Annotated in this window: 22 protein-coding genes and 1 tRNA gene; 9 read left to right on the forward strand and 14 right to left on the reverse strand. The window is 67.1% G+C overall.

Annotated features, from left to right (window positions below):
* Positions 1–45: 45 nt before the first annotated feature.
* On the forward strand, positions 46–864 hold the full coding sequence (locus tag ACW18A_RS02110; RefSeq protein WP_492023172.1) for a transglutaminase-like domain-containing protein: 819 nt from the start codon (positions 46–48) through the stop codon (positions 862–864).
* Here ACW18A_RS02110 and ACW18A_RS02115 read toward each other — a convergent pair.
* The 3 genes from ACW18A_RS02115 to rpmB all read right to left on the reverse strand — a co-directional run bounded on the left by ACW18A_RS02115 (position 825) and on the right by rpmB (position 4,709).
* Entirely contained in the window at positions 825–2,540 is a 1,716-nt protein-coding gene (locus tag ACW18A_RS02115) for a M1 family metallopeptidase (RefSeq protein WP_492023173.1), read from the reverse strand. The two genes, ACW18A_RS02110 and ACW18A_RS02115, sit on opposite strands and share 40 nt — an antisense overlap.
* Before the next feature lie 7 nt (positions 2,541–2,547).
* Positions 2,548–4,296 (reverse strand): M1 family metallopeptidase, encoded by a 1,749-nt coding sequence (locus ACW18A_RS02120; protein WP_492023174.1) that lies wholly within the window; start codon positions 4,294–4,296, stop codon positions 2,548–2,550.
* Positions 4,297–4,412: 116 nt separating this feature from the next.
* Positions 4,413–4,709 (reverse strand): 50S ribosomal protein L28, encoded by a 297-nt coding sequence (gene rpmB / locus ACW18A_RS02125; protein ID WP_298162364.1) that lies wholly within the window; start codon positions 4,707–4,709, stop codon positions 4,413–4,415.
* Between the two features lie 239 nt (positions 4,710–4,948).
* Between rpmB and ACW18A_RS02130 the strand changes: the two genes are divergently transcribed.
* A complete protein-coding gene (locus tag ACW18A_RS02130; RefSeq protein WP_492023175.1) occupies positions 4,949–5,416 on the forward strand; it encodes a DUF3617 domain-containing protein in 468 nt (155 codons plus the stop codon).
* Positions 5,417–5,475: 59 nt separating this feature from the next.
* On the opposite strand, the gene ACW18A_RS02135 is transcribed toward ACW18A_RS02130, so the two are convergent.
* The 6 genes from ACW18A_RS02135 to ACW18A_RS02160 form a co-directional block, all read right to left on the reverse strand.
* On the reverse strand, positions 5,476–6,036 hold the full coding sequence (locus tag ACW18A_RS02135) for a CarD family transcriptional regulator (protein ID WP_492023176.1): 561 nt from the start codon (positions 6,034–6,036) through the stop codon (positions 5,476–5,478).
* Positions 6,037–6,338: 302 nt separating this feature from the next.
* A complete protein-coding gene (fdxA, locus tag ACW18A_RS02140) occupies positions 6,339–6,680 on the reverse strand; it encodes a ferredoxin FdxA (RefSeq protein ID WP_492023177.1) in 342 nt (113 codons plus the stop codon).
* 83 nt (positions 6,681–6,763) lie between these two features.
* Positions 6,764–7,069, reverse strand: a complete 306-nt coding sequence (locus ACW18A_RS02145) for an RNA-binding S4 domain-containing protein (protein WP_492023178.1) — start codon at positions 7,067–7,069, stop codon at positions 6,764–6,766.
* A 160-nt stretch (positions 7,070–7,229) separates the two neighbouring features.
* Positions 7,230–9,710, reverse strand: a complete 2,481-nt coding sequence (locus ACW18A_RS02150) for a helicase-related protein (protein WP_492023179.1) — start codon at positions 9,708–9,710, stop codon at positions 7,230–7,232.
* Positions 9,711–9,960: 250 nt separating this feature from the next.
* A complete protein-coding gene (locus ACW18A_RS02155) occupies positions 9,961–10,560 on the reverse strand; it encodes a 2-hydroxychromene-2-carboxylate isomerase (protein WP_492023180.1) in 600 nt (199 codons plus the stop codon).
* Positions 10,557–11,291: an SDR family NAD(P)-dependent oxidoreductase gene (locus ACW18A_RS02160; RefSeq protein WP_492023181.1), complete on the reverse strand. Its 735-nt coding sequence runs from the start codon at positions 11,289–11,291 to the stop codon at positions 10,557–10,559. The genes ACW18A_RS02155 and ACW18A_RS02160 overlap by 4 nt, the downstream gene beginning before the upstream one ends.
* A gap of 283 nt (positions 11,292–11,574) precedes the next feature.
* Between ACW18A_RS02160 and ACW18A_RS02165 the strand changes: the two genes are divergently transcribed.
* Together ACW18A_RS02165 and ACW18A_RS02170 are read left to right on the forward strand one after the other, a co-directional pair.
* Positions 11,575–11,651 (forward strand) — tRNA-Arg (locus ACW18A_RS02165).
* Positions 11,652–11,867: 216 nt separating this feature from the next.
* Positions 11,868–12,938, forward strand: a complete 1,071-nt coding sequence (locus tag ACW18A_RS02170; RefSeq protein ID WP_492023182.1) for an alpha/beta fold hydrolase — start codon at positions 11,868–11,870, stop codon at positions 12,936–12,938.
* Positions 12,939–12,995: 57 nt separating this feature from the next.
* On the opposite strand, the gene ACW18A_RS02175 is transcribed toward ACW18A_RS02170, so the two are convergent.
* Positions 12,996–13,412 (reverse strand): DUF983 domain-containing protein, encoded by a 417-nt coding sequence (locus ACW18A_RS02175; RefSeq protein ID WP_492023183.1) that lies wholly within the window; start codon positions 13,410–13,412, stop codon positions 12,996–12,998.
* A gap of 111 nt (positions 13,413–13,523) precedes the next feature.
* Here ACW18A_RS02175 and ACW18A_RS02180 point away from each other — a divergent pair, with 111 nt between their 5' ends.
* Positions 13,524–16,439 carry a tetratricopeptide repeat protein gene (locus tag ACW18A_RS02180; protein ID WP_492023184.1) on the forward strand — a complete coding sequence of 972 codons (2,916 nt, stop codon included), beginning with the start codon at positions 13,524–13,526 and terminating at the stop codon, positions 16,437–16,439.
* Between the two features lie 12 nt (positions 16,440–16,451).
* Here the strand turns inward: ACW18A_RS02180 and ACW18A_RS02185 are convergent, their stop codons facing one another.
* The 3 genes from ACW18A_RS02185 to ACW18A_RS02195 all read right to left on the reverse strand — a co-directional run bounded on the left by ACW18A_RS02185 (position 16,452) and on the right by ACW18A_RS02195 (position 17,968).
* Positions 16,452–16,730 carry an HU family DNA-binding protein gene (locus tag ACW18A_RS02185; protein ID WP_303695120.1) on the reverse strand — a complete coding sequence of 93 codons (279 nt, stop codon included), beginning with the start codon at positions 16,728–16,730 and terminating at the stop codon, positions 16,452–16,454.
* Between the two features lie 117 nt (positions 16,731–16,847).
* On the reverse strand, positions 16,848–17,702 hold the full coding sequence (fliP, locus tag ACW18A_RS02190; protein WP_492023185.1) for a flagellar type III secretion system pore protein FliP: 855 nt from the start codon (positions 17,700–17,702) through the stop codon (positions 16,848–16,850).
* Positions 17,699–17,968, reverse strand: a complete 270-nt coding sequence (locus ACW18A_RS02195; protein ID WP_492023186.1) for a flagellar biosynthetic protein FliO — start codon at positions 17,966–17,968, stop codon at positions 17,699–17,701. Before ACW18A_RS02195 ends, fliP begins: the two co-directional genes overlap by 4 nt.
* 120 nt (positions 17,969–18,088) lie before the next feature.
* Between ACW18A_RS02195 and ACW18A_RS02200 the strand changes: the two genes are divergently transcribed.
* The 3 genes from ACW18A_RS02200 (at position 18,089) to fliE (ending at position 19,336) form a co-directional block, all read left to right on the forward strand.
* Entirely contained in the window at positions 18,089–18,505 is a 417-nt protein-coding gene (locus ACW18A_RS02200; RefSeq protein WP_492023187.1) for a flagellar basal body rod protein FlgB, read from the forward strand.
* Between the two features lie 19 nt (positions 18,506–18,524).
* Entirely contained in the window at positions 18,525–18,959 is a 435-nt protein-coding gene (flgC, locus tag ACW18A_RS02205) for a flagellar basal body rod protein FlgC (RefSeq protein ID WP_492023188.1), read from the forward strand.
* Between the two features lie 74 nt (positions 18,960–19,033).
* Positions 19,034–19,336 carry a flagellar hook-basal body complex protein FliE gene (gene fliE, locus ACW18A_RS02210; RefSeq protein ID WP_428152682.1) on the forward strand — a complete coding sequence of 101 codons (303 nt, stop codon included), beginning with the start codon at positions 19,034–19,036 and terminating at the stop codon, positions 19,334–19,336.
* 9 nt (positions 19,337–19,345) lie between these two features.
* Here fliE and ACW18A_RS02215 read toward each other — a convergent pair whose 3' ends face one another.
* Positions 19,346–19,894 carry a hypothetical protein gene (locus ACW18A_RS02215; RefSeq protein WP_492023189.1) on the reverse strand — a complete coding sequence of 183 codons (549 nt, stop codon included), beginning with the start codon at positions 19,892–19,894 and terminating at the stop codon, positions 19,346–19,348.
* A gap of 230 nt (positions 19,895–20,124) precedes the next feature.
* Here ACW18A_RS02215 and ACW18A_RS02220 point away from each other — a divergent pair, with 230 nt between their 5' ends.
* On the forward strand, positions 20,125–23,115 hold the full coding sequence (locus ACW18A_RS02220) for a TonB-dependent receptor domain-containing protein (protein ID WP_492023190.1): 2,991 nt from the start codon (positions 20,125–20,127) through the stop codon (positions 23,113–23,115).
* Positions 23,116–23,136 lie beyond the last annotated feature (21 nt).

The following is a 23,136-nucleotide window of genomic DNA, read 5'->3' on the forward strand; positions in this document are numbered from 1 at the left end:
GCCCATGCGCGGCGTTGACGGCTCGCCCCTCACACCAGGCCGTCCATGAAAATCCGCGTCCGCGCCGAGCTCGTCTATCGCTTCGATCCCCCGACCGACGCGATCTACAAGATTCAGGTCGCGCACTGGCCGGGTCAGGACATCCTGGAAGAGCGGCTGACGGTTACCCCGCCGCAGGATCTGCACGAGGACGAGGACGCCGAGTTCGGCGCCCGGACGCTGCGCGCGCGCCTGGGCGGGGAAGTCGCCCTGACCTATGAGGCGGTGGTCGACAACGGTTCGCTGCTGGGCCTGCCGCCGGGGGTGACCCAGCACGACTGGAACGACCTGCCGGCCGAGGTGCTGACCTATCTGTGGCCCAGCCGCTATTGCCCTTCGGATCAGTTCGGCCGGTTCGTGGAGCGGCAGTTCGGCGAGACGACCGGCGGCGAGCGGGTGCTGGCGATCCTCAACTGGATCACCGCAAACATCGACTATGAGCGGGGCGTGTCGGACTCCGAGACGACGGCGGCCCGGACCTTCATTGACCGGGCGGGCGTCTGCCGCGACTTCACCCACATGGGCATCACCCTGTGCAGGGCCTCGGGCATTCCGGCGCGGGCGGTCAGCGCCTATGCGCATCAGCTGAGCCCGCCGGACTTCCACGCCATCTTCGAGATCTGGCTGTCGAACGGCTGGTGGCTGGTCGATCCGACCGGACTGGCACCGATCGAGGGGCTGGTGCGGATCGCCTGTGGCCGCGATGCTGCCGACATCGCCTTCCTGTCGACCCAGGGGACCTGTCGGATGGTGCGCCAGTCAATCACAGCCGAGGCTGTCGGGGCCTACTCCGTCGAGGCGCGATCAGACCTTCTGCGCGCCTGATAGGCCTCGACGAAGTCGAGCCGGCGCAGGACCTTGTTGTGCGGATCGATCACGATGTGAGCCCCGGCCGGGACGCGGACCGAGCCCCGGCCGCTGGTCATGGCCACGGTCTGGACCTGGCCGTCCACCGACACCTCCACCGGCATCGGGAAGGCCGCGCCGTCGCCGGTCGTCCATGACAGGTTGAGGGTCTCGCCCTCGCGCGCCTCGTTCAGGACCGGCAACGACGCCTGATAGAGATAGCCCCGGAAGAACCAGTTGTAGTCCTTGCCGGTGATGTCGTTGACGACGCGCAGGAAGTCCGGCGTGGAGCGGTAGATGGGCTCGAAATTGCCGGGGCGCGGATCGGGGCGGCCGTAGACCAGGGTGGTGACGGCGCGGAAGAAGGCCTCGTCGCCGATCAGCATCCGCAGCGAATGGGCGATCAGCGAGCCCTTGGAATAGATGTCGTTGCCCGGACCGACGGCGCCATCATAGACTTCACCCTCGGTCTTCAGTTCGCCCGAGACCACCGGGAAGCGGTTGATCAGGCCCTGGCGCTGCTCGGCCAATTCGGTCTGCATATAGCGATCGCCGTGCAGCCACGCGCCGTAAAGGGGCTGCATGTAGGAGCCCAGCCCTTCGTGCAGCCACATGTCGTCGGCATTCGAATTGGTCAACTGGTTGCCGAACCACTCGTGGGCCAGCTCGTGCTGCAGCAGCCAGTCGTAACCTTTGCCGTCCAGCCGATAGCTGTTGCCGTAGGCGTTGATGGTCTGATGCTCCATGCCCAGGTGCGGGGTCTCGACGACGCCCATCTTCTCATCGCCGAAGGGGAAGGGGCCGACGGTTGCTTCGTAGAAGTCCATCTGTTGCGGGAACTCGGCGAACAGGGCGGCGGCCCGGGCCGGGTCGTCGGAGTTCAGATGCCAGAAGGACATCGGGAAGCTGTTGCCGAACCGGCTTTGGTAGTCGGTCTTCAGCTCGGTATAGGGGCCGATGTTCAGGGCGATCGCGTAGGTATTAGGTTGGGCCGCCGACCAGTTCCAGGTGGTCCAGCCGTCGCCGTGATCCTGCGTTCCCAGGAAACGACCGTTCGACGGCGCCGACAGGCCGGTGGGCACGGTGATGTGCAGGTCGACCCGGCCGGGCTCGGCCAGGGGGCTGTCGATACAGGGCCAGAACAGGTCGCAGCCCTCGCCCTGGACCGCCGTGGCGATCCACGGCTCGCCGCCGGGTGCTGCGGACCAGACGAACCCGCCGGACCAGGGTGCGCGGGGTGCCACCCGGGGATGGCCAGAATAGGCTATGCGCAGTGTCGCGGACTGGCCCGCCGCCAACGGCCGGGCCAGGGGAACGGTCATCCGTCCTTCGGGATTGGACCAGCCGCTCACGGCCTGTCCGTCCACGGTCACGGCCGAGACCTCAAACACGGTATCCAGTTCGATCACCAACCGGGCGGCCGGCGCCGTGGCGGTGAGGGTCAGGGTCGCCGTCGCGTCGATCGCCTTGTCGTCCGGGATGACCTTGATCGCCAGATCGACGAGATCGATGCGCACGGCCTCCTGCTCCGGCGTGCGCGGCTGATCCGTCATCAGGGTGAAGGCGGTGGACTGTCGCGGCGCCGCGTCCTGGGCGAGGGCGGGACTCGCCAGCAGGGATGCCGCGGCGGCGGCGGCTGTCAGGGCAGTGCGCATGTGGGCCTCAGCTGGCGGAGCGGGCGAGGCGTTCGGCGGCGGCCCGCTCGCGTTCGATGCGGTTGTAGGCCTGCCAGTCGTCGACCACGTCGAGCTGGCGCAGCAGCCTGTTCTGCGGATCGATCAGCACGGTCGCGCCGACCGGGACGGTGATGGTCGTGCTGCCGTCAGGAATGGCCACCGTCTGCGACCGGCCGTCGATCTCGATCTCCACCGGCATGGGGAAGTCTCCGCCGCCGTCGGTGGTCCAGGTCAGGGTCAGCTGATCGCCTTCGCGGGCCTGCGACAGCACAGGCAGGCCTGCCTCATACAGATAGGTCTGGAAGAACCAGTCGTAGTTCCGGCCCGTCACCTGGTTGACGATGGCGTTCATCTCGCGCGTCGAACTGATCTGCGGAACGAAGTTGCCCGGGCGCGGATCGGGGCGGCCGTACACCAGCCGGCGGATCACCTCGTAGAAGTCGTCGTCGCCGATCGTCATCCGCAGGGTGTGGGCGATCAGCGAGCCCTTGGAATAGATGTCGCCGCCAGGGCCCTCAGAGCCGCCGTAGACCTGGTTGACCGTGCGGTTGGTCTGGGAGACGACCGGGAAGGCGTTGACCAGACCCTCGCGCTGGCGCTGCAGCTCGGACTGCATGAATCGGTCGCCGTGCAGATATCGGGCGTAGAGGGGCTGCATATAGCTGCCCAGTCCTTCGTGCAGCCACATGTCGTCGGCGTTGCGGTTGGTCAGCTGGTTGGCGAACCACTCGTGCGAAAACTCGTGCTGCAGAAGGGTGTCATAGCCGCGCGTCTCGATCTTGTAGCCGTTGCCATAGGCGTTGATCGTCTGGTGCTCCATGCCGAGGTACGGGGTCTCGACCACCCCCATCTTGGAGTCGGCGAACGGGTATGGGCCGATCGTCGATTCGAAGAAGTCGAGCATGGGCGCGAACTCGGCGAACAGCCGCTGGACCTTGGCCGGGTCGTCGGACCGCAGATGCCAGTAGTGCATCGGGATCGTGTTGCCGAACCGGCTGGCGTAGTTCGCCGTCACCTCTTCATAGGGGCCGACGTTGATCATCCCCGCGTAGATGTTGGGGTGGACGATGCTCCAGCTCCAGGTCTTCGTGCCGTCGGCATTCTCGGTCATGCCCTTGAACACGCCCGGTCCCGGGGCCGAGACATTGCCCGGGGTCGTGACGTGCATATCCAGCTGGCCCGGCTCGGCGTTGGAATTGTCGATGCACGGCCAGACCAGGTCACAGCCGTTCAACTGGACCGCCGACCCCACCCAGGCCTCGCCGGTCGGCGCGGTGGCCCAGACCCAGCCGCCGTTCCAGGGCGCGCGCGGCGCGACGCGCGGCTGGCCGGCGTAAGCGATGGTCAGGGTCGGGGTGGCGCCTTCGGCCAGACCCGCCGGGACCTCGACGGTGAGGCGGCCTTCGGGGTTGGACCAGCGACCGGCGGGCACGACCGCGCCGTCCAGCCGGACCTCCGAGATCGTGAACAGGGTGTCCAGTTCGACGGCCAGACGCCGGATTGGGGCCATGACGGTGAAGTCCAGTACGGCGACGCCTTCGATCGCCCTGTCTGCGGGCAGCACCTTGATCGACAGGTCGGCCTTGTCGAAGCGGACGGCCTCCTGCTCCGGTGTGCGCGGATTGTCGGTTTCCAGGGTGAAGGCCGTGGGTTGGCGAGCCGGGGCGTCCTGGGCCATGGCCGGCGGGGCCGCGAGGAGGACGAGCACGGATGTGGCGCAGGCGAACTTGATCATGAAAGGCCCCGGTGAGTTCGGAGGGCAGCCTACCGAACGGGTGACACGGGGCAACAGGCAAAGAAAAAGGCCGGCGTTTCCACCGGCCTCGTTCAGAGTTCGTGGTCCGTCAGGACTCAGGCCGCGGCTTGTTCAGCCAGCTTGGCCTTGATCTGACGCTTGATGCGCTGGGCCGTAACCGACAGCTGTTCATCCTTGGCCTTGACGATGAAGGGGTCCAGGCCGCCCTTGAAGTCGAGGGTGCGCAGTGCGGCGTTCGAGATACGCAGCGAGTAGGACTGGCCCAGGGCTTCCGAAGCCAGCTTGACCTTCTTCAGCGACGGCAGGAAGCGGCGCTTGGTCTTGATGTTCGAGTGGCTGACCGAGTGGCCGACCATCGGCCCGACGCCGGTGAGTTCGCAACGACGCGACATCGTTTGATCCTTGAGGGGGCGCCGTTCCGAACCGTGGAAGACGCATGAAACAAATGCGCGCGAGGATGGACCCCCGCGCGAGAGGGGGCCGTATAGAGGAACCGATCCCGCGCCGTCAAGGCTTTGACGGCCAGATTGGACTCCGCAGCCGAGTCCTGGTCTTCGGGCGTTCATCCGTCGTTCAATCGCCGCGTTTCAATGCTTGAGCTAACCGGACTGTCCCGAGGATGAGATCCACGATGACCCTGCCTTCCTTCCTGATGCGCACCGTCGCCGTTGCTGCGCCTGCTTTGGCCGGGGCGGTCCTGCTGGCCGCGCCTTCGTCCGCGCTGCATGCCCAGGCGGCAGCGACCGAGGTCCTGCCCGGGTACTGGGAGTACACCACCAGCGCCGTGGGTATCCGCTCGACCGAGACGAAATGCGTTCGCCCGTCGGAGATCAACCGCTTCTTCGGAGGCCTGTCGACGCGCCGCTGGCAGTGCGTCTATCCGACCCGCGTCGTCGGCGGTGGCACGGCGCGGTTCGAAGGGACCTGCACCGATCCTCGCGGCCGTCGCGTGAACGTGCGTCTGGGCGGATCCTATCAGCAGGAGAGCTTCCGCTTTACCGGCGGCGCCCAGCTGGCGCGCGGCACGCCCTATCTGCCGGCCTCGATCACCGCCCGCCGGGTGGCGGCCGTCTGTCCGGCGGGGGCTGAATACTTCTGACCAGGAAAAAAGGCCCGGTGTTTCCACCGGGCCTTTTGAATTCGTCGATCCGCGAAGGATTACGCGGCTTCAGCCTCGTCCTCGGCCTCGGCGGCTTCGGCGGCGGCGATGACGGCCTTCTTGGCACTCAGCGACTTCGACAGCAGCTGGACGGCGGCGTCCTTGTCGATGCGGTTGGCGGCGGCGACTTCGCGGGCCATCCGGTCGAGCGCCGATTCATAGAGCTGACGCTCCGAATAGGACTGTTCAGGCTGCGAGTCGGCGCGGTGCAGGTCGCGGACCACTTCGGCAATCGAGACCAGGTCGCCGGAGTTGATCTTCGCTTCGTACTCCTGGGCGCGGCGGCTCCACATGGTGCGCTTGATGCGGGCGCGGCCCTTCAGCGTCGTCAGGGCCTTGGTGACCACGTCATCGGAAGCCAGCGACCGCAGACCGGCCGTCTTGGCCTTCTTGGTCGGGACGCGCAGGGTCATCTTCTCGTGATCGAAGGTCACGACATAGACCTCCAGCGACATGCCCGCGACTTCCTGGGTCTCGACCGCCGCGACCTTGCCGACGCCATGCGCCGGATAGACGACTGCATCGCCAACCTTGAATTCCAGAACGCTCTTGATGGTCATGTCATTCCTTTCCCGGACGCAGGGACAGGGTATCGAAGGCGCGACGGACAATTGCTCCCGGACCGACGACGGGGGTCGCCGATCGGAATGATGCAGTCGTCAATCGTGGAAACGGATCACCCAACCTCTGGCCGACCCCGTCTTCATGGACGAGGTTCTGTCGCAAACGCGGGCGGCGCGCATGAAACGCATACCGCCCGACCCAATGTGAAGGAACATATCACAAAACGAGGCAATTTCAAAACGTCGCGTGCGTCGGCTGGCAAACCGTCGCTATTCCTGACCCGAAGCGCGGCTGGAAGTCAGGAGCCCTTGCCCGGGTTCGGAGAAAAATACTTCTCGAACTTGCCGGTCTCCCGTTCGTACTGCTCCTTGTCCGCAGGCGGCGTGCCCTTGACCGTGATGTTGGGCCAGGCCTTGGCGAATTCGGCGTTGATCTGAAGCCATTTGCCGTCCGGCTCGTCCTCGGTGTCCGGCTTGATGGCGTCGACGGGACATTCGGGCTCACAGACGCCGCAGTCGATGCATTCGTCCGGCGCGATGACGAGGAAGTTCTCGCCCTCGTAGAAGCAGTCCACAGGGCAGACCTCGATGCAGTCCATGAACTTACATTTCACGCAGGCGTCGGTGACGATGTAGGTCATGGGCGGGCGATAATCGGCATCTGCGAAGGGCGGGGAAGGCCCGGGAAATGGCCCTGCGAGGGTCCGCTGTCAACAGACCGCCGCTAATCCGGGCTTGCAGGAGAACTCTCGTCTTCGGCCAGATCGACATAGAGGGCGCGGGCCTCCGCCGGAGGCCCGCGTCGTTCGCCCAGCGCCTCGATCCGCACGGCCGTGACGCGACCCTCTAGGGCGAAGGTCAGGGTGTCGCCGGGGTGGACGAAGCGGCCGGGCTTGTCGAGCCGGACCTGTTTTCCGTTGTGGGTCAGCCGAACAGCGCCCCGCTCGACCAGATCGGCGGCCAGACCGCGCGACTTCACGAACCGCGCGCGCCACAGCCAGATGTCCACGCGGACTCTGTCGTCGCTCATGGGCGGCGAACGGCAGTCAATGCAGGGCCTGAAAAATCAGGGCCAAGGCTCTCATTGCAGGAACGGCCGACCGCCAAATTCAAGCGACTTCGACCGCAGACGCCGCCAACGCCCTCGCCGATACTGCCAGGGCGGCAATCGCGACGGGCTCGAGCCAGGCTCACGACGCCGCCTTTTTTCTCCGGGGCCGTTTGCGACGGGCGGGTTGGGGTGGTGCCGTCAGTTCGGCCAGTTTGGCGAAGGGCGAGTCCTTGATCACGGCGACGGGCTCGCCCTCACGGTCGGGCATCAGGGCCCGGACGGTCTTGAGGGCGGTCCAGATCGCCCTGGCGTCGCCGGCGGTCCAGCCGAGGGATTTAAGGGCCTCGTCGGAAAGGGTGCCCTTGTTCTCCCGGCGCAGGTCGGCGGCGCGTTCGAGATCCTCGACCGGCACAGCCCAGCGTCCCGCGGCGCGGACGCCGAAGGCCGAGAGGGCGCGGGGCGACGGCGCGGGGAGGGGCAGGAGGGTCAGGCCCCCGGCCCCGGCGTGGAAGGGTTCGGCGGCGGCGAAGGCCTGGGACAGGAGGCGGCCACGCGGCTTGAGCGCGCCGGGCAGCCAGACGGAATGGGTCCCGACGCGGATGGCGAAGGTCTTGATCGTGCGGCGCTCGACCTGGCTAAGGGCGGCGAGGTCGCGCTCGACGTCACGGCGGTCGATGACGCCCCCGGCCTCCAGCAGGCGGAAGGCGATGCCGCGCGGGAGGCCCTTCAGCGCGCCCGACTCGACCGCCTGTTTCAGGCGCCGGAGATCGCGCAGCGCTCGGCCGGCTTCGGACGCCAGCCAGGCCTCGATGCGGCGCTGGGCGCGGTCGCGGGCCGCGTGCGGGCCGAGTTCACCGATCAGGCGGACCCTGGGGCTGAAGGGATCGGTGCTGACGATCTTCGCCGCAAGGGCTTCCGACCACAGGACCTCGCCCTCAGGCGTGATCGAGAAGGCGTCGTCGCCGTCGCTCGCCAGCTTGCCGAGGCGTCGCGCGATCTCTGGTCCGACGGCGCGCAGGGCGGCGGTCTTCAGCGTGCGATCCGCCAGCGCCGATCCGCCTGAGGCGACCGCGAAACGGACGCCTTCCAGATGACCCACGGCCTCTCCATCGACGGTGACCACGCCGTCGTCGGCAACCTCGGCCATCGTACCCTCGCGGTCGTGCAGGGAGCGCATCAGGGCGGTGGTCTTGCGATCCACGAAGCGGGCGGTCAGGCGTTCGTGCAGAACGTCGGAGAGCCGGTCCTCAAGCACGCGCGTGCGGTCACGCCAGCCCTTGTTCCCGTCAAGCCAGTCCGGCCGGTTGGCGATATAGGACAGGGTGCGGACCCCCGCGAGACGGGCCGACAGCTGGTCGATCTGGCCGTCGTCGCGGTCGACCTCTGCGAAGCGGGGGGCGAACCAGTCGTCGGTCAGCCGGCCGCGCTTGCCGGTCAGGGCGTGGAAGACGTCGCGCGACAGGCGGGCGTGTTCGTCAAGCGTCGTCTTCTGGAAGTCGGGGAGTTGGCAGGCTTCCCACAGCCGCATGATGGCGCCCCGCGAGCGGCCGATCTTCTTGATCTCGTCGTCTTGGACGGCGCGGCGCAGCAGGGTCTCGTCCAGCGCCTGGCCGGTCAGTTTCAGGCCGTGGACGTTTGGCGTCTGGACCAGCGAACGCAGCAGGTCGGGCAGGGTGTCGAAGTCGAGCCGGGCGTTGCGCCACTCGATGGCCTGGATCGGGTCGAAGCGGTGCTCGACCACCTGCTCGACCAGATCTTCGTCCAGCTCCTCGGCCTCGCCCGTCACCCCGAAGGTGCCGTCGCGGATGTGGCGACCGGCGCGGCCGGCGATCTGGGCGATCTCGTGGGCATGCAGCCAGCGGGTGCGACGGCCGTCGAACTTGCGCATCCCGGCGAAGGCGACATGGTCGACGTCCATGTTCAGCCCCATGCCGATGGCATCGGTGGCGACCAGGAAATCGACCTCGCCCGACTGGAACAGACCGACCTGGGCATTGCGGGTGCGGGGCGACAGCGAGCCCATGACCACGGCCGCGCCGCCGCGCTGGCGTCGGATCAGTTCGGCGATGGCATAGACCTGCTCGGTCGAGAAGGCGACGATGGCGCTGCGGCGGGGCAGGCGGGTCAGCTTCTTCGAACCCGCATACGTCAGGTTCGACAGCCGCTCGCGGGTGACGATCTCCAGATCCGGGATCAGCCGGCGCATCAGGGGGGCCATGGTGGCGGCGCCGAGGAACATGGTCTCGAACCGGCCGCGCGCGTGCAGCAGCCGCTGGGTGAAGACGTGGCCGCGCTCGGGGTCGGCCGCCAGCTGGATCTCGTCGATGGCCAGGAATTCGACCTCGCGCTCCAGAGGCATGGCCTCGACCGTGCAGACCCAGAAATGCGGTCGGGGCGGGATGATCTTCTCTTCGCCGGTGATCAGGGCGACGGCATTGGCTCCGCGCAGCTTGACGATCCGCTCGTAGATCTCGCGCGCCAGCAGCCGCAGCGGCAGGCCGATCATGCCTGAGGCGTGGCCCAGCATCCGCTCGACCGCCAGATGGGTCTTGCCGGTGTTGGTCGGCCCCAGGACCGCGACGACGCGGGCCGGGGCGAGGCCGGTGGGGCGGTCGCTCATGGTCCGGATAAGGTGGCGATTCGGTGGGGGTTCCTCAAGTCGTTCTTCCCTCTCCCCTTGCGGGAGAGGGAGGCGGCGCACGAGAGCGCAGCGATCGTCCTTGCGCCGGCGGGTGAGGGGTGACTCCCGTCTCGACGGTGGGCGGCTGTTCGACTCACTCCCAACGCCGGGAGTCACCCCTCACCCGATCGCGCCAGGACGCCGGCTATCGCCGCCGTGCGCGAGCTCCCTCTCCCGCAAGGGGAGAGGGCTAGGAAAGCAACGCCTCGATCTGACCCAGACGTTCCTTGCCGAAGAACATCTCGTCGCCGATGAAGAAGGTGGGGGCTCCGAAGGCGCCGCGGTCGACGGCGGCTGCGGTGTTTTCGGCGAGCTTCGCCTTCACCGCATCGGTCTGGGCCAGGGCGATCAGGCGTTCGGCGTCGAGGCCGGCCTCGGTCAGGACCGAGGCGAGCACGGCCGGGTCGCCCATCGGCAGGCTGCGCTCCCAGAAGCCCGCCAGGACGGCGTCGAGATAGCGGTCGAACTCCTCGCCGGGTTCGCAGGCGCAAAGACCGCGCATGGCCAGCAGGCTGTTGACCGGGAAGTGGGGATTCATCTGGAAATCGGTGATGCCGTGGGTCGCGATGAAGCGGCGGATCTCGAGCATCTCGTAGTCGAGCTTGCCCTTCACCCCACCGAAAGCTGTGAACGGTGCCTGGTTGTTCGTCGCCTTGAAGATGCCGCCCAGCAGGCAGGGGATGACGTTGACCCTCGCGCCCGTGCGTCCGACCAGCGCCGGCAGCGCGCGCTCGGCCAGATAGGCGTTCAGGCTGGCGAAATCGAAGATGAAGTCGATGGTTGTGGTCACCAGGTTTCCTTCCATGGGCGCAGGTCCAGTTCGAACGTCCAGGCGCTGCGTTGCTGATTGTGCAGCCAGACATAGTTCCTGGCGATTTCGTCGGGTTTCAGGATCGCGTCCTCGTCCAGCAGGTTCTGGATGTCGGGGGCGATGGAGCGGGCGAAGGTCCCGTCGATCATGCCGTCGACGACGATGTGGGCGACGTGAATACCTTGCGGCCCCATCTCGCGGGCGAGGCTCTGGGCCAGCTGGCGCAGGGCGGCCTTGGCACCGGCGAAGGCGGAGAAGCCCGCGCCGCCGCGGGTGGAGGCCGTTGCACCGGTGAACAGGATGGTGCCCTTGCCGCGGGGCCCCATGACGCGCGCTGCCTCCCGCCCGGTGAAGAAGCCGGCCAGGGCCGCCATCTCCCAGACCTTGGAATAGACCTGGGCCGTGGTGTCGATGACCGGGAAGCGGACGTTCGCGCCGATGTTGAAGATCACGACCTGCAGCGGTCCGACCTCGGCCTCGATCCGGTCGACCAGGGCGACCATTTCGGCCTCGTTCCGGGCGTCGACGCCGAAGGCGTGGGCCTGACCGCCCTCGGCGCGGATCGAGGCGGCGAGCGTTTCCAGTTGTTCCAGATGGCGTGGGCGGCGGGTGACGCAGACCGCGAGGCCTTCCCGGGCAAAGGCGCGCGCGATGGCCGATCCGACGCCGTCGCCGGCGCCAATAATCAGACAGGACGGCGTGGACGGCATGGCGATCTCCGACTGGAGTGAGACCGTTTCATATCGAAACTAAGTCGTCAACGCGCGATGGTCGCCACAGGCAGGCTGGCGCTTAACGGCAGACGACAACGGGGTGGAACAGGCGCGAAACGAATCATGACCGAATCAGCGACACGGCCAGATTCGGGATTTGTTCACCCCAAGATATTGTATCCCAGGACCGATTAACCACAAACAGTTTTCGCCAGAACACGGCGGCTGGCGCTCCACGGGTTTACGGAGCGTGGGGCAACCCGCTAGGGACAGCCCGCGTGGCCCCGTAGCTCAGCCGGATAGAGCAAGGCTTTCCTAAAGCAGAGGTCGGGGGTTCGAGTCCCTCCGGGGTCGCCAGCGCCATAGAAAAGTGTTTTATAAACAAATCTCTATAGGGTGGCTGCCTGGCGGTGGGTCTGACGCCTTCGGCAAAGTCTTTATCACGGCCGCCCAGAGTACGGTCCGCCAGGGGGGCCGATCAGACGTGACTGATAGCGTCGACCCCCACGAAACAGGTTCCGCGAGCGGACGCATCGGTTATGACGCGATCGCAGCATTGGCGTGGGGGCGGTCGTGAAAATTCTGGGACTGATCTCAGCGGGGCTGATCCTCGGCATGAACGGCGCCGGCGTTGGTGCCGCCCGGGCGACCGAGTTGAGCCCGCTGTGCCAGACTTCCGGTCAGGCAATCCACGAGGCCGGGTTCGTCACGATTGGCGGCATCCAGCAGTGGGTCGTCGTCGATGGGGCCGACTGCGCCAATCCGGTCGTGCTGATCGTGCACGGCGGTCCGGGCAATCCCAACACCCCCTTCGCGCATAATATTTTCGGCGACTGGGAGCGCGATTTCACCCTCGTTCACTGGGATCAGAGGGGATCGGGCATGACCTTCGGCGCGAACAGACCCACCGAGGACGAGCCCCTGACTCTGGCCGCACTGACGGCCGACGGTGTCGATGTAGCGCGCTATGCGGCCCATCGGTTCGGCAAGCGGAAGGTCATCCTGATGGGCGGTTCATGGGGCTCGGCCCTGGCGACGTACATGGCCATGGCAGCGCCCGACCTGTTCCACGCCTACGTCGGAACGGGTCAGCTGGTGAACTATCAGGACGAGCTGAAGTTGGGTTATGCGCGCGTTCTTGCCCGCGCGACCGACGAGGCAGACACCGACGCCTTGACCCGTCTGGAGGCGCTTGGTCCTCCACCCTGGACCGATCCGCGCGCGTTCGGAATTCTGCGCCGGATTTCACGCCGCTATGAGGCGGCGGTCAGCGATGCGCCGCCTGCCGACTGGTTCGTCTTCGGACCGGGCTACGATACACCCGCCTACGAGGCCGACTATGCGGCGGGCGAAGACTATTCCTTCTTTGCCTTTGTCGGCCCGGCCAACGACGGGATGGGCCCGGGAATAGACTTGCGGGCGCTCGGCATGACGTTCGCCATGCCCGTCTATCTGCTGCAGGGCGACGAGGATCTGGTCACGCTGCCCGAAATTTCGCGCGCCTATTTTGATGAGCTTTCGGCACCGGCCAAGACCTACATTCCCCTGTCGCGCACAGGACATGATCCCAACCGGACCATGATCGAGGCGCAACGCCTGGCGCTGATGCAGGTGCGCGCCCAGGCGGCGGCGGATGACCGCTGAGACATAGCTTGCCCGGGTTCTGCCCGGGTCGGCATCGGTCGCTATCCCTTCAGCCCGCTATCGCCACTTCGACCCCTCGCCGTGGCCGCCGATGCTTTCCCATTCGGGCGGGGCGGCCTTGTGGACGTATTGCTCTGAGACCATCCAGCCCTTGAACGGCCGCAGGACCAGCAGGCAGGCCGTCGCGATCAGGGGGAAGGTGAAGGCGAAATGGACCCAGATCGGCGGGTGGACGGTGAACTCGAAGGCCATGAAGGCCATCATCCCGATCACGCCGATCGCCGACATGGCGAAGAAGGCCGGGCCGTCGGCCGGGTCGGCGAAGCCATAGTCCAGGCCGCAGGCGGGGCATGACGGCCGGATGGTCAGATAGCCCTTGAGCAGCGGACCCTGCCCACAGCGCGGGCAACGGCAACGCAGACCGGTCGAAAGGGTCGACAGGCGGGGATAGGCGGGGGTTTCGGGGGTGGACATGGTCGCTCCTTATGCCGCTGCGGTCGGCGCTTTGACACAACGCCGCAAGGGGGCCTTCGGTCACACCCCGTTAACCGCGCCTAAAGGGCGATCGCGCGAAAAAGGCCGGATATGGCCGGCGCGCGCTCCAGGACCGCGATAGGACGAACCACGGCGGCGCTCGGCGCCGCGGGGACGATCGCGCTCGCCCCGATCGTGGCGGTCGGCGTCCCGGCCCTTGCCCAGGAGGCCAGCGCGGCCCTGGACCCCATCACAATCCGCGTCGGGGCCAATGACGGCTTCACCCGGGTCGAGTTCGCCGGAATTGTCGGCTCGCGGTCTCGCGTGCGTCGGGACGGTCAGGTCGTCGTCGTCCGCATCGGCTCGACCGCCGCGCCCGACGTCAGCCGGCTGAAGGTCGATCCGCCCCCGGGCGTTGAGAAGGTCGAGACCCGCGCCGCGCTGGACGCCACCGAACTGGTCATCACCCTGGCCGAGGGGGCGGACGCCCGCACCGGCAGCGCCGACGGCGCGGTGTGGCTGAACCTCTATGCCGCCGGAGCGGCACCGGCCGCGCCCGCCGGTGCCGCCGTGCCCGCGAACGGCGCGGTGCCCGTCGTGGCGACGAAGACCGCCGAACAGGTCAGCCTGTCGTTCGCCTGGGGTGCGCCGGTGGGGGCGGCCGTCTTCCGGCGTGGTGACGCCGTCTGGGTGGTGTTCGACACCGCCGCCCGCATGGATATGTCGAAGGCGCGCGACCTCGGTCCCGCGGCCGAGGCGCGCTGGGCCATGGGGCCCGAATATACCGCCGTGCGGATCTCGGCCCCGGAGGGGCTGCCCGTGTCCGCCAAAGGGGAAGGCGCGACCTGGACGGTCACGATCGGCGGCCCGACGACGGCCACGAGCGGCGTCGAGGTCGATCGCGACGATACGGCCGAGTCGACCCTTGTTGCGCGCATGGCCGGAGCCACCCGGACCGTCTGGCTGACCGATCCGATGGTCGGGGACCGGTTCGCCGCCGTCACGGCCCTGGCCCCCGGCAAGGGATTCGCCGACACGCGCCGCACCGTCGACCTGACCCTGTTGCCGACCGCGCAGGGTCTGGCGGTCGAGACGCCGACCGACGACCTGTCGGTGAAGGCCGAGGGCGATCTGGTCACCCTGTCGCGCCCGGGCGGCCTGACGATGTCGCCGCCGTCGATGGCCCTGGAAGCGGCCCAGCCGGCGGAGGCGCATGCGCCGAGGAAGGCGGAGTTCCCTGCCCTGATCCTGAGCGAATGGGGCGAGGCCGGCGAGGAGGGTTTCTCGACCCGCTATCGCAAGCTGCAGGATGCGGCGGCGCTGGAGTCCATCGCCGAGTCCGACAATCCACGCGCGCCGATCGAGGCTCGGCTGGCGCTGGTCCGGTTCCTGGTCGGATCCGGCCTGGGATTCGAGGCCATCGGCGTGGTCAACGCCATGTTCGCCGCGACGCCGTCCCTGCAGGGCGAGCCGGAACTGCGCGGCCTTCGGGGTGCCGCGCGCGCGTCGATCGGCCGCCTGGAAGAGGCGACACTCGACTTCTCGTCCGGCGCTCTTGCCGGGGATCCCTCGACCAAGGTCTGGCAGGGCTGGCTGGCTGCGGAGCAGGGCCAGTGGGAAGAGGCGCGGCAAGCTTTTGCGGGCGGGGCGGCAGCCATCGACGACTTCCCGCCGGTGTGGCGCGCCCGGTTCGGCGCGGCCCACGCCATGGCGGCGCTGGAGACCGGCGACCTGAATGCGTCGAAAGCCCTGCTGGCCTACAGCTTCTCGCAGGAAGCGCCCGCCGCCGACCAGCTGACCGCGCGGCTGGTGCAGGCCCGGCTGTTCGAGCTGGAAGGCGCCACCGACCGCGCCCTGGCGGTCTACAAGGCCATAGGTCGCGCGCCGCTCGACGGGATCGCGACCCCGGCCAAGCTGGGTGTGATCCGCATCGAACTGGCCAAGGGCACGATGACGTCGACGGCTGCCGCCGCGCTGCTGGAGCAGTTGAAGTGGCGCTGGCGCGGCGACGCGACCGAACTGTCGGTGATCCGCACCCTGGGCGGCCTCTATCTCTCACAGGGCCGATATCGGGAGGCGCTGGATACGTTGCGCGGTGCCGGCCAGCGGCTGGGCGACCTGCCGGGGGCGGTCGAGCTGCAGACCGATCTGTTGAACGCCTTCCGCGCCCTGTTTCTCGACGGTGCCGCCGACGGCCTGCAGCCCGTTCAGGCCCTGGCCCTGTTCTATGATTTCCGTGATCTCACGCCCGTCGGCGCCGACGGGGACGAAATGGTACGCCGCCTGGCCCGACGTTTGGTCGATGTCGATCTGCTCGACCAGGCTGCGGAGCTGCTGAAATACCAGGTCGACAACCGGCTGGAGGGCGTGGCCAAGGCCCAGGTGGCGACGACGCTGGCCACGGTCCTGCTGATGGACCGCCAGCCGGAGCCTGCGCTGCAGGCCATCTGGTCGTCGCGCTCGACCCTGTTGCCGACCGCCCTGAACACCGAGCGACGGGCGCTGGAGGCCCGGGCCCTGATGGATCTGGGCCGTTACGACCACGCCCTGGAAACGCTCGACACTGACCGCAGCCCCGAGGCGCAACAGGTTCGGGCTGACATCTTCTGGAAGCAGGAGAACTGGGCCGGGGCGGCGGCCCTGTACGAGGCGCGGCTGGGCGATCGCTACAAGGATACGGCCACGGCCCTGACGCCGGATGAGGAGAGCCGGGTGATCCGGGCGGGGGTCGGCTATTCGCTGGCGCGCGACGCGGACGCCCTCGGGCGGCTGTCGCGGAATTTCGAGCCGTTCAAGGAACGGGCCCGGTCGGGGGCGGCCTTGCGCATCGCCCTGGACGGTCTGGACGGAATGGAAGGGGCGGCGAACGCCCAGGACTTCACCGGCCTGACCGCCGGCGCCGACACCTTCACCGGCTGGGTCAACCAGATGAAGACCCAGCTCAGAGAAAGAACGGGCGGGAATCGCGCTGCCGCGACGCCCGCCCGTCCGATTACTCCAGCCGCCGCGGCTCCCGCAGCGGGCTAAAGCCCTGCAGTCCTAGCTGTTGACCGCATCCTTGAGCGGCTTCGACACGCGGAATCGCACGGCCTTGGAGGCGGCGATCTTGATGGTCGCGCCCGTCGCCGGATTGCGGCCTTCGCGGGCGGCGCGGGCGGCGGTGTCGAAAACGCCCAGGTTGGAGATGCGGACATCGCCGCCGCCGGTCAGCGACGAATGGATGTTCTTGACGATGGCTTCCAGCACGCGACCGGCGTCGGCCTGCGAGACACCAGCGTCCTTGGCGACGGCGGCGATGAGTTCAGCTTGAGTGGTCATTGTGGGTCGTTTCCCGAAAAGCTCGCCCCGATTCCCGGGGCGACGACGAGGGATCAACACGCCTTTTGGGCGACTTGGCAAGCACCAATGGCTCGCAAAGCCTTTGAGGGTGGGGATTCAGCCCGATCCGGACGCCTGTCGGAAGCTCTCGACCAGGCTTCCCGCGACCAGTCGCCAGCCGTCAACGAGCACGAAGAAGATCAGTTTGAACGGGAGTGAAATCACCACCGGCGGCAACATCATCATACCCATCGACATGAGCACGCTGGCGACCACCAGATCGATCACAAGAAACGGAACGAAAAGGAGAAATCCGATTTCGAAGGCCTTCTTCAACTCCGAGATCATGAAGCTTGGCACGATGACCCGGAGCGGCAGTTCGGCGGCGGTAACAGGGGCCTCGAGACGGCTCAGTCGGGTGAACAGGGCGAGGTCCCCCTGGTCCACCTGGGCGAGCATGAAAGTCTTCACAGGTTCCGACGCCAGATCGAAGGCCTGAGGCAGCTCCATCTGCTGATCCATCAGGGGGCGGATGCCCGAATCATAGGCGTCCTGCCATGTCGGAGCCATGACGATGGCGCTCAGGAACAGGGCGAGGGACACCAGGACCGCGTTCGGCGGCGACTGCTGCAGGCCCAGCGCCGTGCGCAACAGCGACAGCACCACGATGATGCGCACGAAGCTGGTGGTCATGATCACGATCGACGGTGCCAGCGACAGGACGGTCATGAGACCGACCAGCTGGACGACCCGTTCGGTCAGGCCGGCGCCGGTGCCGAGATCGACATTGATCGCTGAGCCCGCGCCGCCGGCCGCCGCCACGTCCTGGGCGAAGGCGGCGAGCGGCCACATCAGACAGAGCAGGGTGGTGATCGCGGACAGTCTGAGGGCGTTCAGGAACTCTGCGCGTGTCGGGACAGCGAACCACTTCTCCCTTGCCCGCCGGGGCCGGGCTGTGACGGTGCGGCTCATTTCCCGACGCCTCGCGGTTCGATCAACTCGCGGCCTTCGCCGAGCAGCAGCAGTCGTTCCTCATCGTCGATCCGGACCAGGACCAGGCGGCGGGCGGGGTCGAGGACGAGGGTCTCAACGACCTTCAGCCGGCGCTCGCCGCGCTCGGCGTTGAGCCTCGCCATCAACTGGGGCGCGTAGCGACGCGCGGCCCAGGCGGCAAGGCCGATCAGGCCCAGGGTGAACGCGAGGCCGAAGATGGCGCGGGCGAGATCGAGGAAGTTCATTCTGAAGGGCCCCGGAGAACCCCGTGAACTTTAACCAACGTGGTTAACGCCGCGTTTAGATAAGCCCTCGTTAACCATACAGGCGGCATTTTCTGCCCATCGCGAATGAGGACGATCCCGATGGGCGTCGCAGACATCCCCCTTCTGAGCCAGATCAAGGGCCGCATGACCTGGCTCGACGAGCGCCAGCGCCTGATCGCCCAGAACGTCGCCAACTCCGATACACCAGGCTACGTCGGTCGCGATCTGAAGGCGCCGACGGACTTCGCCGCCACAATGCGTGACGGGGGCGGGCTCCGCATGGTCCAGACCTCGTCCGGCCACATGCCGGTCGGCGGGCCTAACGGCGCGCCCGTGGCCCGCTTCACCTCCGAGGCCTCGCCCGATTCCGAGACCACGCTCGATGGCAATGCGGTGGTGGTCGAGGAACAGATGCTGAAGATGGCCGAGAGCCGCATGGCCTATGACGCGGCGATCGGCCTCTACACCAAGTCGATGGCCATGATCGGCCTCGCGGCCAAGGTTCCGGGCCGATGAGCCGTAAAGGAAACGCCCGATGAGCGATCCGATCAACGGCCGCAACGGCGCGCCGCGCAACAGCGCCATGGCCGTCGCCGCCTCCGCCCTGACCGCGCAGCAGTCCCGCATGCGCATCATCGCCGAAAACATCGCCAACGCGGATTCGACGGCCGCGACAGCCGGGGGCAACCCCTATCGCCGCCAGATCCCAGTCTTCGAGGCGCGCCAGGTCGACGGCGCGACGGGGGTTTCGCTCGCCGAAGTGCGGCCGGACGAGAGTGATTTCCGCCGCGAATACGACCCGACACACCCCGCTGCCGACGGCGACGGCTATGTCCTGCGGCCCAACGTGGACACCCTGATCGAGGCCATGGACATGCGCGAGGCGCAGCGGGCCTACGAAGCCAATCTGAACGTCATCGAGACGGCGCGGTCTATGGAAAGCCGCACTCTCGATATCCTCAAGCGCTGACCATGATCCCGAAAAGTGTGAGCGGTTTTCGGACCAGATCATGGTCCACCAGAAAAGAGCCCTGACCGATGTCGATCAACCCGTTGATGGCGGCCCGCGCCTACGCCCAGGCGCAGGGAACCGGCGGAGCGACGGCCGGCGCGGCTGCGGCCGGCGGCGGTCCGGAGTTCTCGCAACTGCTGTCCAACGTCATGGGGGACATGACCCAGCAGACGCGGGCGGCCGAGACCAACATGACCCAGGCGGTTCAGGGACAGGGCTCGATGATCGACGTGGTCACCTCGATTTCCAGCGCCGAGGCCTCGCTGCAGACCGTCATCGCGGTCCGCGACCAGGTGATCTCGGCCTATCAGGAAATCATGAGGATGCCGATCTAGGCACCCTCGTCAGCTGTCCCGGCGCGCCCGCACGGACCGGGCCCCGCCGACGCTGAGCAGATAGCTGCTGATCGCGCCCTGACGCACCCGGACGTCCTGTCCGACGCGCGGACGGGGCGACAGTCTCTCGCTGTCGATCTGACGCCAGACCGAACCGTCGGCCAGGGTAAAGATCCATTTGCCGTTCTGATCCTGCCGCGCCGCAGACAGGGTCGATTCGATCGCCTCGATCGGCGCATCCAGCCTCAGTCCGCCGAACAGGTTGGCGGTCCCCAGGTTGAGGCCGAACAGCCGTGTCCGCGTCTCCTGGGCCTGGGCGCGATCGACGACCGTGACCTCGCCCTGCTGTTCCGCGGTCTCGAAGGCGGCCGAGGCGCGGTCGAAACAGGCCAGGCGCGCATCGGACGCGGCGATCTCGCGACACGCCATCAGCGATTCCAGCAGCGCGGGCCGCGCCTGCGGAACCGGCGTCTGTGCCGCGGCGGTGGTCACGAACCCGCCGCCCAGCCATACGGCCGCGCCAAGCCCCCAAATCAGTCCGGCGGCGTATCTCGACATGCGCATTTCCTCCCTTGGAAGCCCCAGTATAGCCGCAAGGGACAATGCGACGGAAACGCAAACCCCGCGTGGCTCGAATGTGACATCGTTCCCTGAAAGCGTCGCCTTTCGGCCATTATCGTTGACCCGAGAAGTTAAGATTGTAACGGTCGAGTTCAACGTCGTGGCCGTGAACGGTTGCGAGCGTGCGGGTCAGCAAGTCCCGCTTCATTGCTCATGGAGATGCACCTTTGACCGACACCCTTTACCGTCGCCGGCTTCTCGGCACCTCGATGATCGCCGGCCTCGTCGCCGCCTCGGCCCTGATGGCCGCCCCCGCGATGGCACAGACGGCTCCTCAGGACGAAGAGACCGAACTGGACGTCATCGTCGTCACCGGTTCGCGCATTCAGGCGCCGGGCCTGGTGTCGGCCAGCCCGATCCAGACCCTGGGTGCCGAGGAGCTCGGTCTGAGGCAGACCGCCGAGGTCGAGCAGATCATCCGTAGCCTGCCCATCGCCCAGCCCGGCGACGGCGACGCGGTCAACAACGGCACCGCCGGTGTGTCCACGGTCAACCTGCGGGGCCTGGGTGCCAGCCGCAACCTGATCCTGATCGACGGCAAGCGCGTCACCCCCTACAACATCGACGGTATCGTCGACGTCTCGGGCATCCCGACCGCCTTCCTGGAGCGGATCGACATCATCACCGGTGGTGCCTCGGCCGTTTACGGCTCGGACGCCATCTCGGGCGCGATTAACTTCATCCTCAAGAACGACTTCGAGGGCGTCGAGCTCAGCACCGGCTACTCCATGACCGGCGAGGAGGACGGCCAGACCTACAGCGCCAACCTGTCGATCGGTGCCAACTCGGACGACGGCCGCGGCAACGTCGCCCTGAACCTGAACTACAACAAGCGTGAAGGCGTCCAGCTGGGCGCGCGTCCGCTGGGCAACCTCGGTATCGTGACCGCCGACGGCGGCAACTACTTCAACTTCCTCGAGGGCCGACTGCCCACCGCTCCGGCCGATCCGCTGTGCGGCGGTCCAGGCTCGGTCGCCGCAGGCGGTTCGACCACCACCGTCCCGACCCGTACGGCGATCACGGGCGTGGGTGCGGCTGCGTTCCAGTTCCGCAGCGATGGCACCCTCGGCGCCAACTGCAGCGTCTTCAACTTCAACCCGTTCAACTACTACCAGACCCCGCTGGAGCGTTTCGGCGGTCTGGCCATCGGCAGCTACGAGATCAACGACAGCATGGAGGCCTACGCCCGGGTGTCGTTCACCTCGACCGCCGTGCGCCAGCAGATCGCCCCGTCGGGTATCTTCGGCAACTCCTTCTTCGTCCCGCTGGCCAACCCCTATCTGTCGGCTCAGGCCCGCACGACCCTGATCACCGCCGCCAACACGGCGCGGCTCGCTGGAACCCTGGCCGCCGCTAACTGGCGCGACCTGAACACCAACGGCGTGATCGACGTCGCGGACGACCTGAACCTGGTCATCCGCCGCCGTACCGGCGAACTGGGCGAGCGCTCGACCACCTACAACAACGACTATTTCCAGATGGTTCTGGGCCTGCGCGGCGAGATCTGGGGCGGCTGGAACTACGACGTCTCGTATCAGCGTGGCGAGTCCGACCGCAGCAACATCAGCGCCGGCTATACCAACGTCACCAACTTCGGTAACGCCCTCAACGCCGTCTCCACGACCACCTGCCGGACCGGGGGAGCGTCCTGCGTGCCGGTCAACGTCTTCGGCGGTTTCGGGACCATCACGCCCCAGATGGCCGCCTACGTCGGCGCGACCGCAATCGAGCGTCAGTCCTACGTTCAGCAACTGGCCACCGCCACGCTCGGTGGCGTCCTGGAAGGCTTCAAGAGCCCCTGGGCTGCGGAATCGATCGCCATCAACGTCGGCACCGAGTATCGCGAAGAGTTCGCCGACACGACTCCGGACGAGTGCCTGAAGCTGGCGCCGGCGTCCTGCCTCGGCGGCGCGGGCGGCAACACCCTGCCGGTCGCCGGCGGGTTCAGCGTCTACGAGGTCTTCGGCGAGGCCTTTGTGCCGCTGGCGTCCGACATGCCGGGCATCCACTCCCTCGATCTGGAACTGGGTTACCGCTACTCCGACTTCGATCCGTCCGGCCCGGCCCGCACCTACAAGGTCGGTCTGAGCTACGCCCCGGTCGAGGATCTGCGCTTCCGCGTCATGCAACAGCGTGCCGCACGCGCTCCGAACGTCGGCGAACTGGCTGCGCCGAAGGTCACCGGTCTGCGCAACGCCACCTTCGATCCCTGCTCGATCTTCAACGCCGCCCGGATCGACGCAACGTTGCGCGCCCGTTGTATCTCGACCGGCATGACCAATGCTCAGGTCGGCACCGTTCAGGACATCGTCTCGGGCCAGATCGCGACCTTCGAAGGCACGGATCTGAACAACCTGCCCAAGATCGAGCAGGCCGACTCCTTGACGGTCGGCTTCATCTGGACGCCGTCGTTCCTGCCGGAGTTCTGGACCAACCCCGTTCTGTCGGTCGACTACTATGACATCGAGGTCGAGGATTACATCGATGCCTTCAGCTCGCAGGAAGTGTTGGACCAGTGCTACGTCGGCGGAGTCGCAAGCGCCTGCGCCAAGATCATCCGCGTCAACGGCGACCTGGCGTCTCCGGCGGCTGGTGTCCAGCGGTTCACGACCAACCTGGCCTACCGGAAGGCCGAGGGCCTTGAGTTCGGCGTAACGACCGGTCTGGAACTGGGCACACTCGGCACCCTGCCGACCAGCATGGACTTCGCCCTCAACGCCAACTACTACCTGACCAATGAAAGGCTCTCCGGCGTCGGGAACCCGGTGATCGACTGCCTCGGTCACTACGGCATCGACTGCGAGGATCCGACCCCCGAGATCCGCTTCGTGCAGCGCACGAGCTGGAACCTGGGCCCCCTCAGCCTGTCCTACCTGTGGCGTTACCTCGATGAAGTTTCCATCGAGCCGGATCAGGTGGCTGCTACGTTCGCAGCCTTCCGCACCATCCCGGCCTATAGCTACTTCGACCTGGTCGCCACCTACGACGTCAACGACACCGCCCAGCTGACGTTCGGTGTGGAAAACGTCACGGACGAGGATCCCCCTGTCCTGGGCAACGAGGCGGCCAGCACCTCGTCCAACAACGGCAACACCCTGCCCTCGACCTACGACACCCTGGGCCGGGTCTATTCGGTCAGCCTGAACCTGCGCTTCTAGGCAGCGACGGCCCCGACGCTT

It is taken from the genome of Brevundimonas sp. AVps5 (assembly GCF_058681515.1).

Excerpts from the sequence above, each read along its gene's own strand:
- ACW18A_RS02130 (WP_492023175.1), top strand. The coding sequence starts at position 4,949 with ATGACCCTGCCTTCCTTCCTGATGCGCACCGTCGCCGTTGCTGCGCCT.
- ACW18A_RS02185 (WP_303695120.1), bottom strand. The coding sequence starts at position 16,730 with ATGACCACTCAAGCTGAACTCATCGCCGCCGTCGCCAAGGACGCTGGT.
- flgC (WP_492023188.1), top strand. The coding sequence starts at position 18,525 with ATGAGCGATCCGATCAACGGCCGCAACGGCGCGCCGCGCAACAGCGCC.
- fdxA (WP_492023177.1), bottom strand. The coding sequence starts at position 6,680 with ATGACCTACATCGTCACCGACGCCTGCGTGAAATGTAAGTTCATGGAC.
- ACW18A_RS02135 (WP_492023176.1), bottom strand. The coding sequence starts at position 6,036 with ATGACCATCAAGAGCGTTCTGGAATTCAAGGTTGGCGATGCAGTCGTC.
- ACW18A_RS02145 (WP_492023178.1), bottom strand. The coding sequence starts at position 7,069 with ATGAGCGACGACAGAGTCCGCGTGGACATCTGGCTGTGGCGCGCGCGG.
- ACW18A_RS02150 (WP_492023179.1), bottom strand. The coding sequence starts at position 9,710 with ATGAGCGACCGCCCCACCGGCCTCGCCCCGGCCCGCGTCGTCGCGGTC.
- ACW18A_RS02110 (WP_492023172.1), top strand. The coding sequence starts at position 46 with ATGAAAATCCGCGTCCGCGCCGAGCTCGTCTATCGCTTCGATCCCCCG.
- ACW18A_RS02120 (WP_492023174.1), bottom strand. The coding sequence starts at position 4,296 with ATGATCAAGTTCGCCTGCGCCACATCCGTGCTCGTCCTCCTCGCGGCC.
- ACW18A_RS02115 (WP_492023173.1), bottom strand. The coding sequence starts at position 2,540 with ATGCGCACTGCCCTGACAGCCGCCGCCGCCGCGGCATCCCTGCTGGCG.
- ACW18A_RS02160 (WP_492023181.1), bottom strand. The coding sequence starts at position 11,291 with ATGCCGTCCACGCCGTCCTGTCTGATTATTGGCGCCGGCGACGGCGTC.
- ACW18A_RS02215 (WP_492023189.1), bottom strand. The coding sequence starts at position 19,894 with ATGTCGAGATACGCCGCCGGACTGATTTGGGGGCTTGGCGCGGCCGTA.
- fliP (WP_492023185.1), bottom strand. The coding sequence starts at position 17,702 with ATGAGCCGCACCGTCACAGCCCGGCCCCGGCGGGCAAGGGAGAAGTGG.
- ACW18A_RS02180 (WP_492023184.1), top strand. The coding sequence starts at position 13,524 with ATGGCCGGCGCGCGCTCCAGGACCGCGATAGGACGAACCACGGCGGCG.
- ACW18A_RS02175 (WP_492023183.1), bottom strand. The coding sequence starts at position 13,412 with ATGTCCACCCCCGAAACCCCCGCCTATCCCCGCCTGTCGACCCTTTCG.
- ACW18A_RS02200 (WP_492023187.1), top strand. The coding sequence starts at position 18,089 with ATGGGCGTCGCAGACATCCCCCTTCTGAGCCAGATCAAGGGCCGCATG.
- rpmB (WP_298162364.1), bottom strand. The coding sequence starts at position 4,709 with ATGTCGCGTCGTTGCGAACTCACCGGCGTCGGGCCGATGGTCGGCCAC.
- ACW18A_RS02195 (WP_492023186.1), bottom strand. The coding sequence starts at position 17,968 with ATGAACTTCCTCGATCTCGCCCGCGCCATCTTCGGCCTCGCGTTCACC.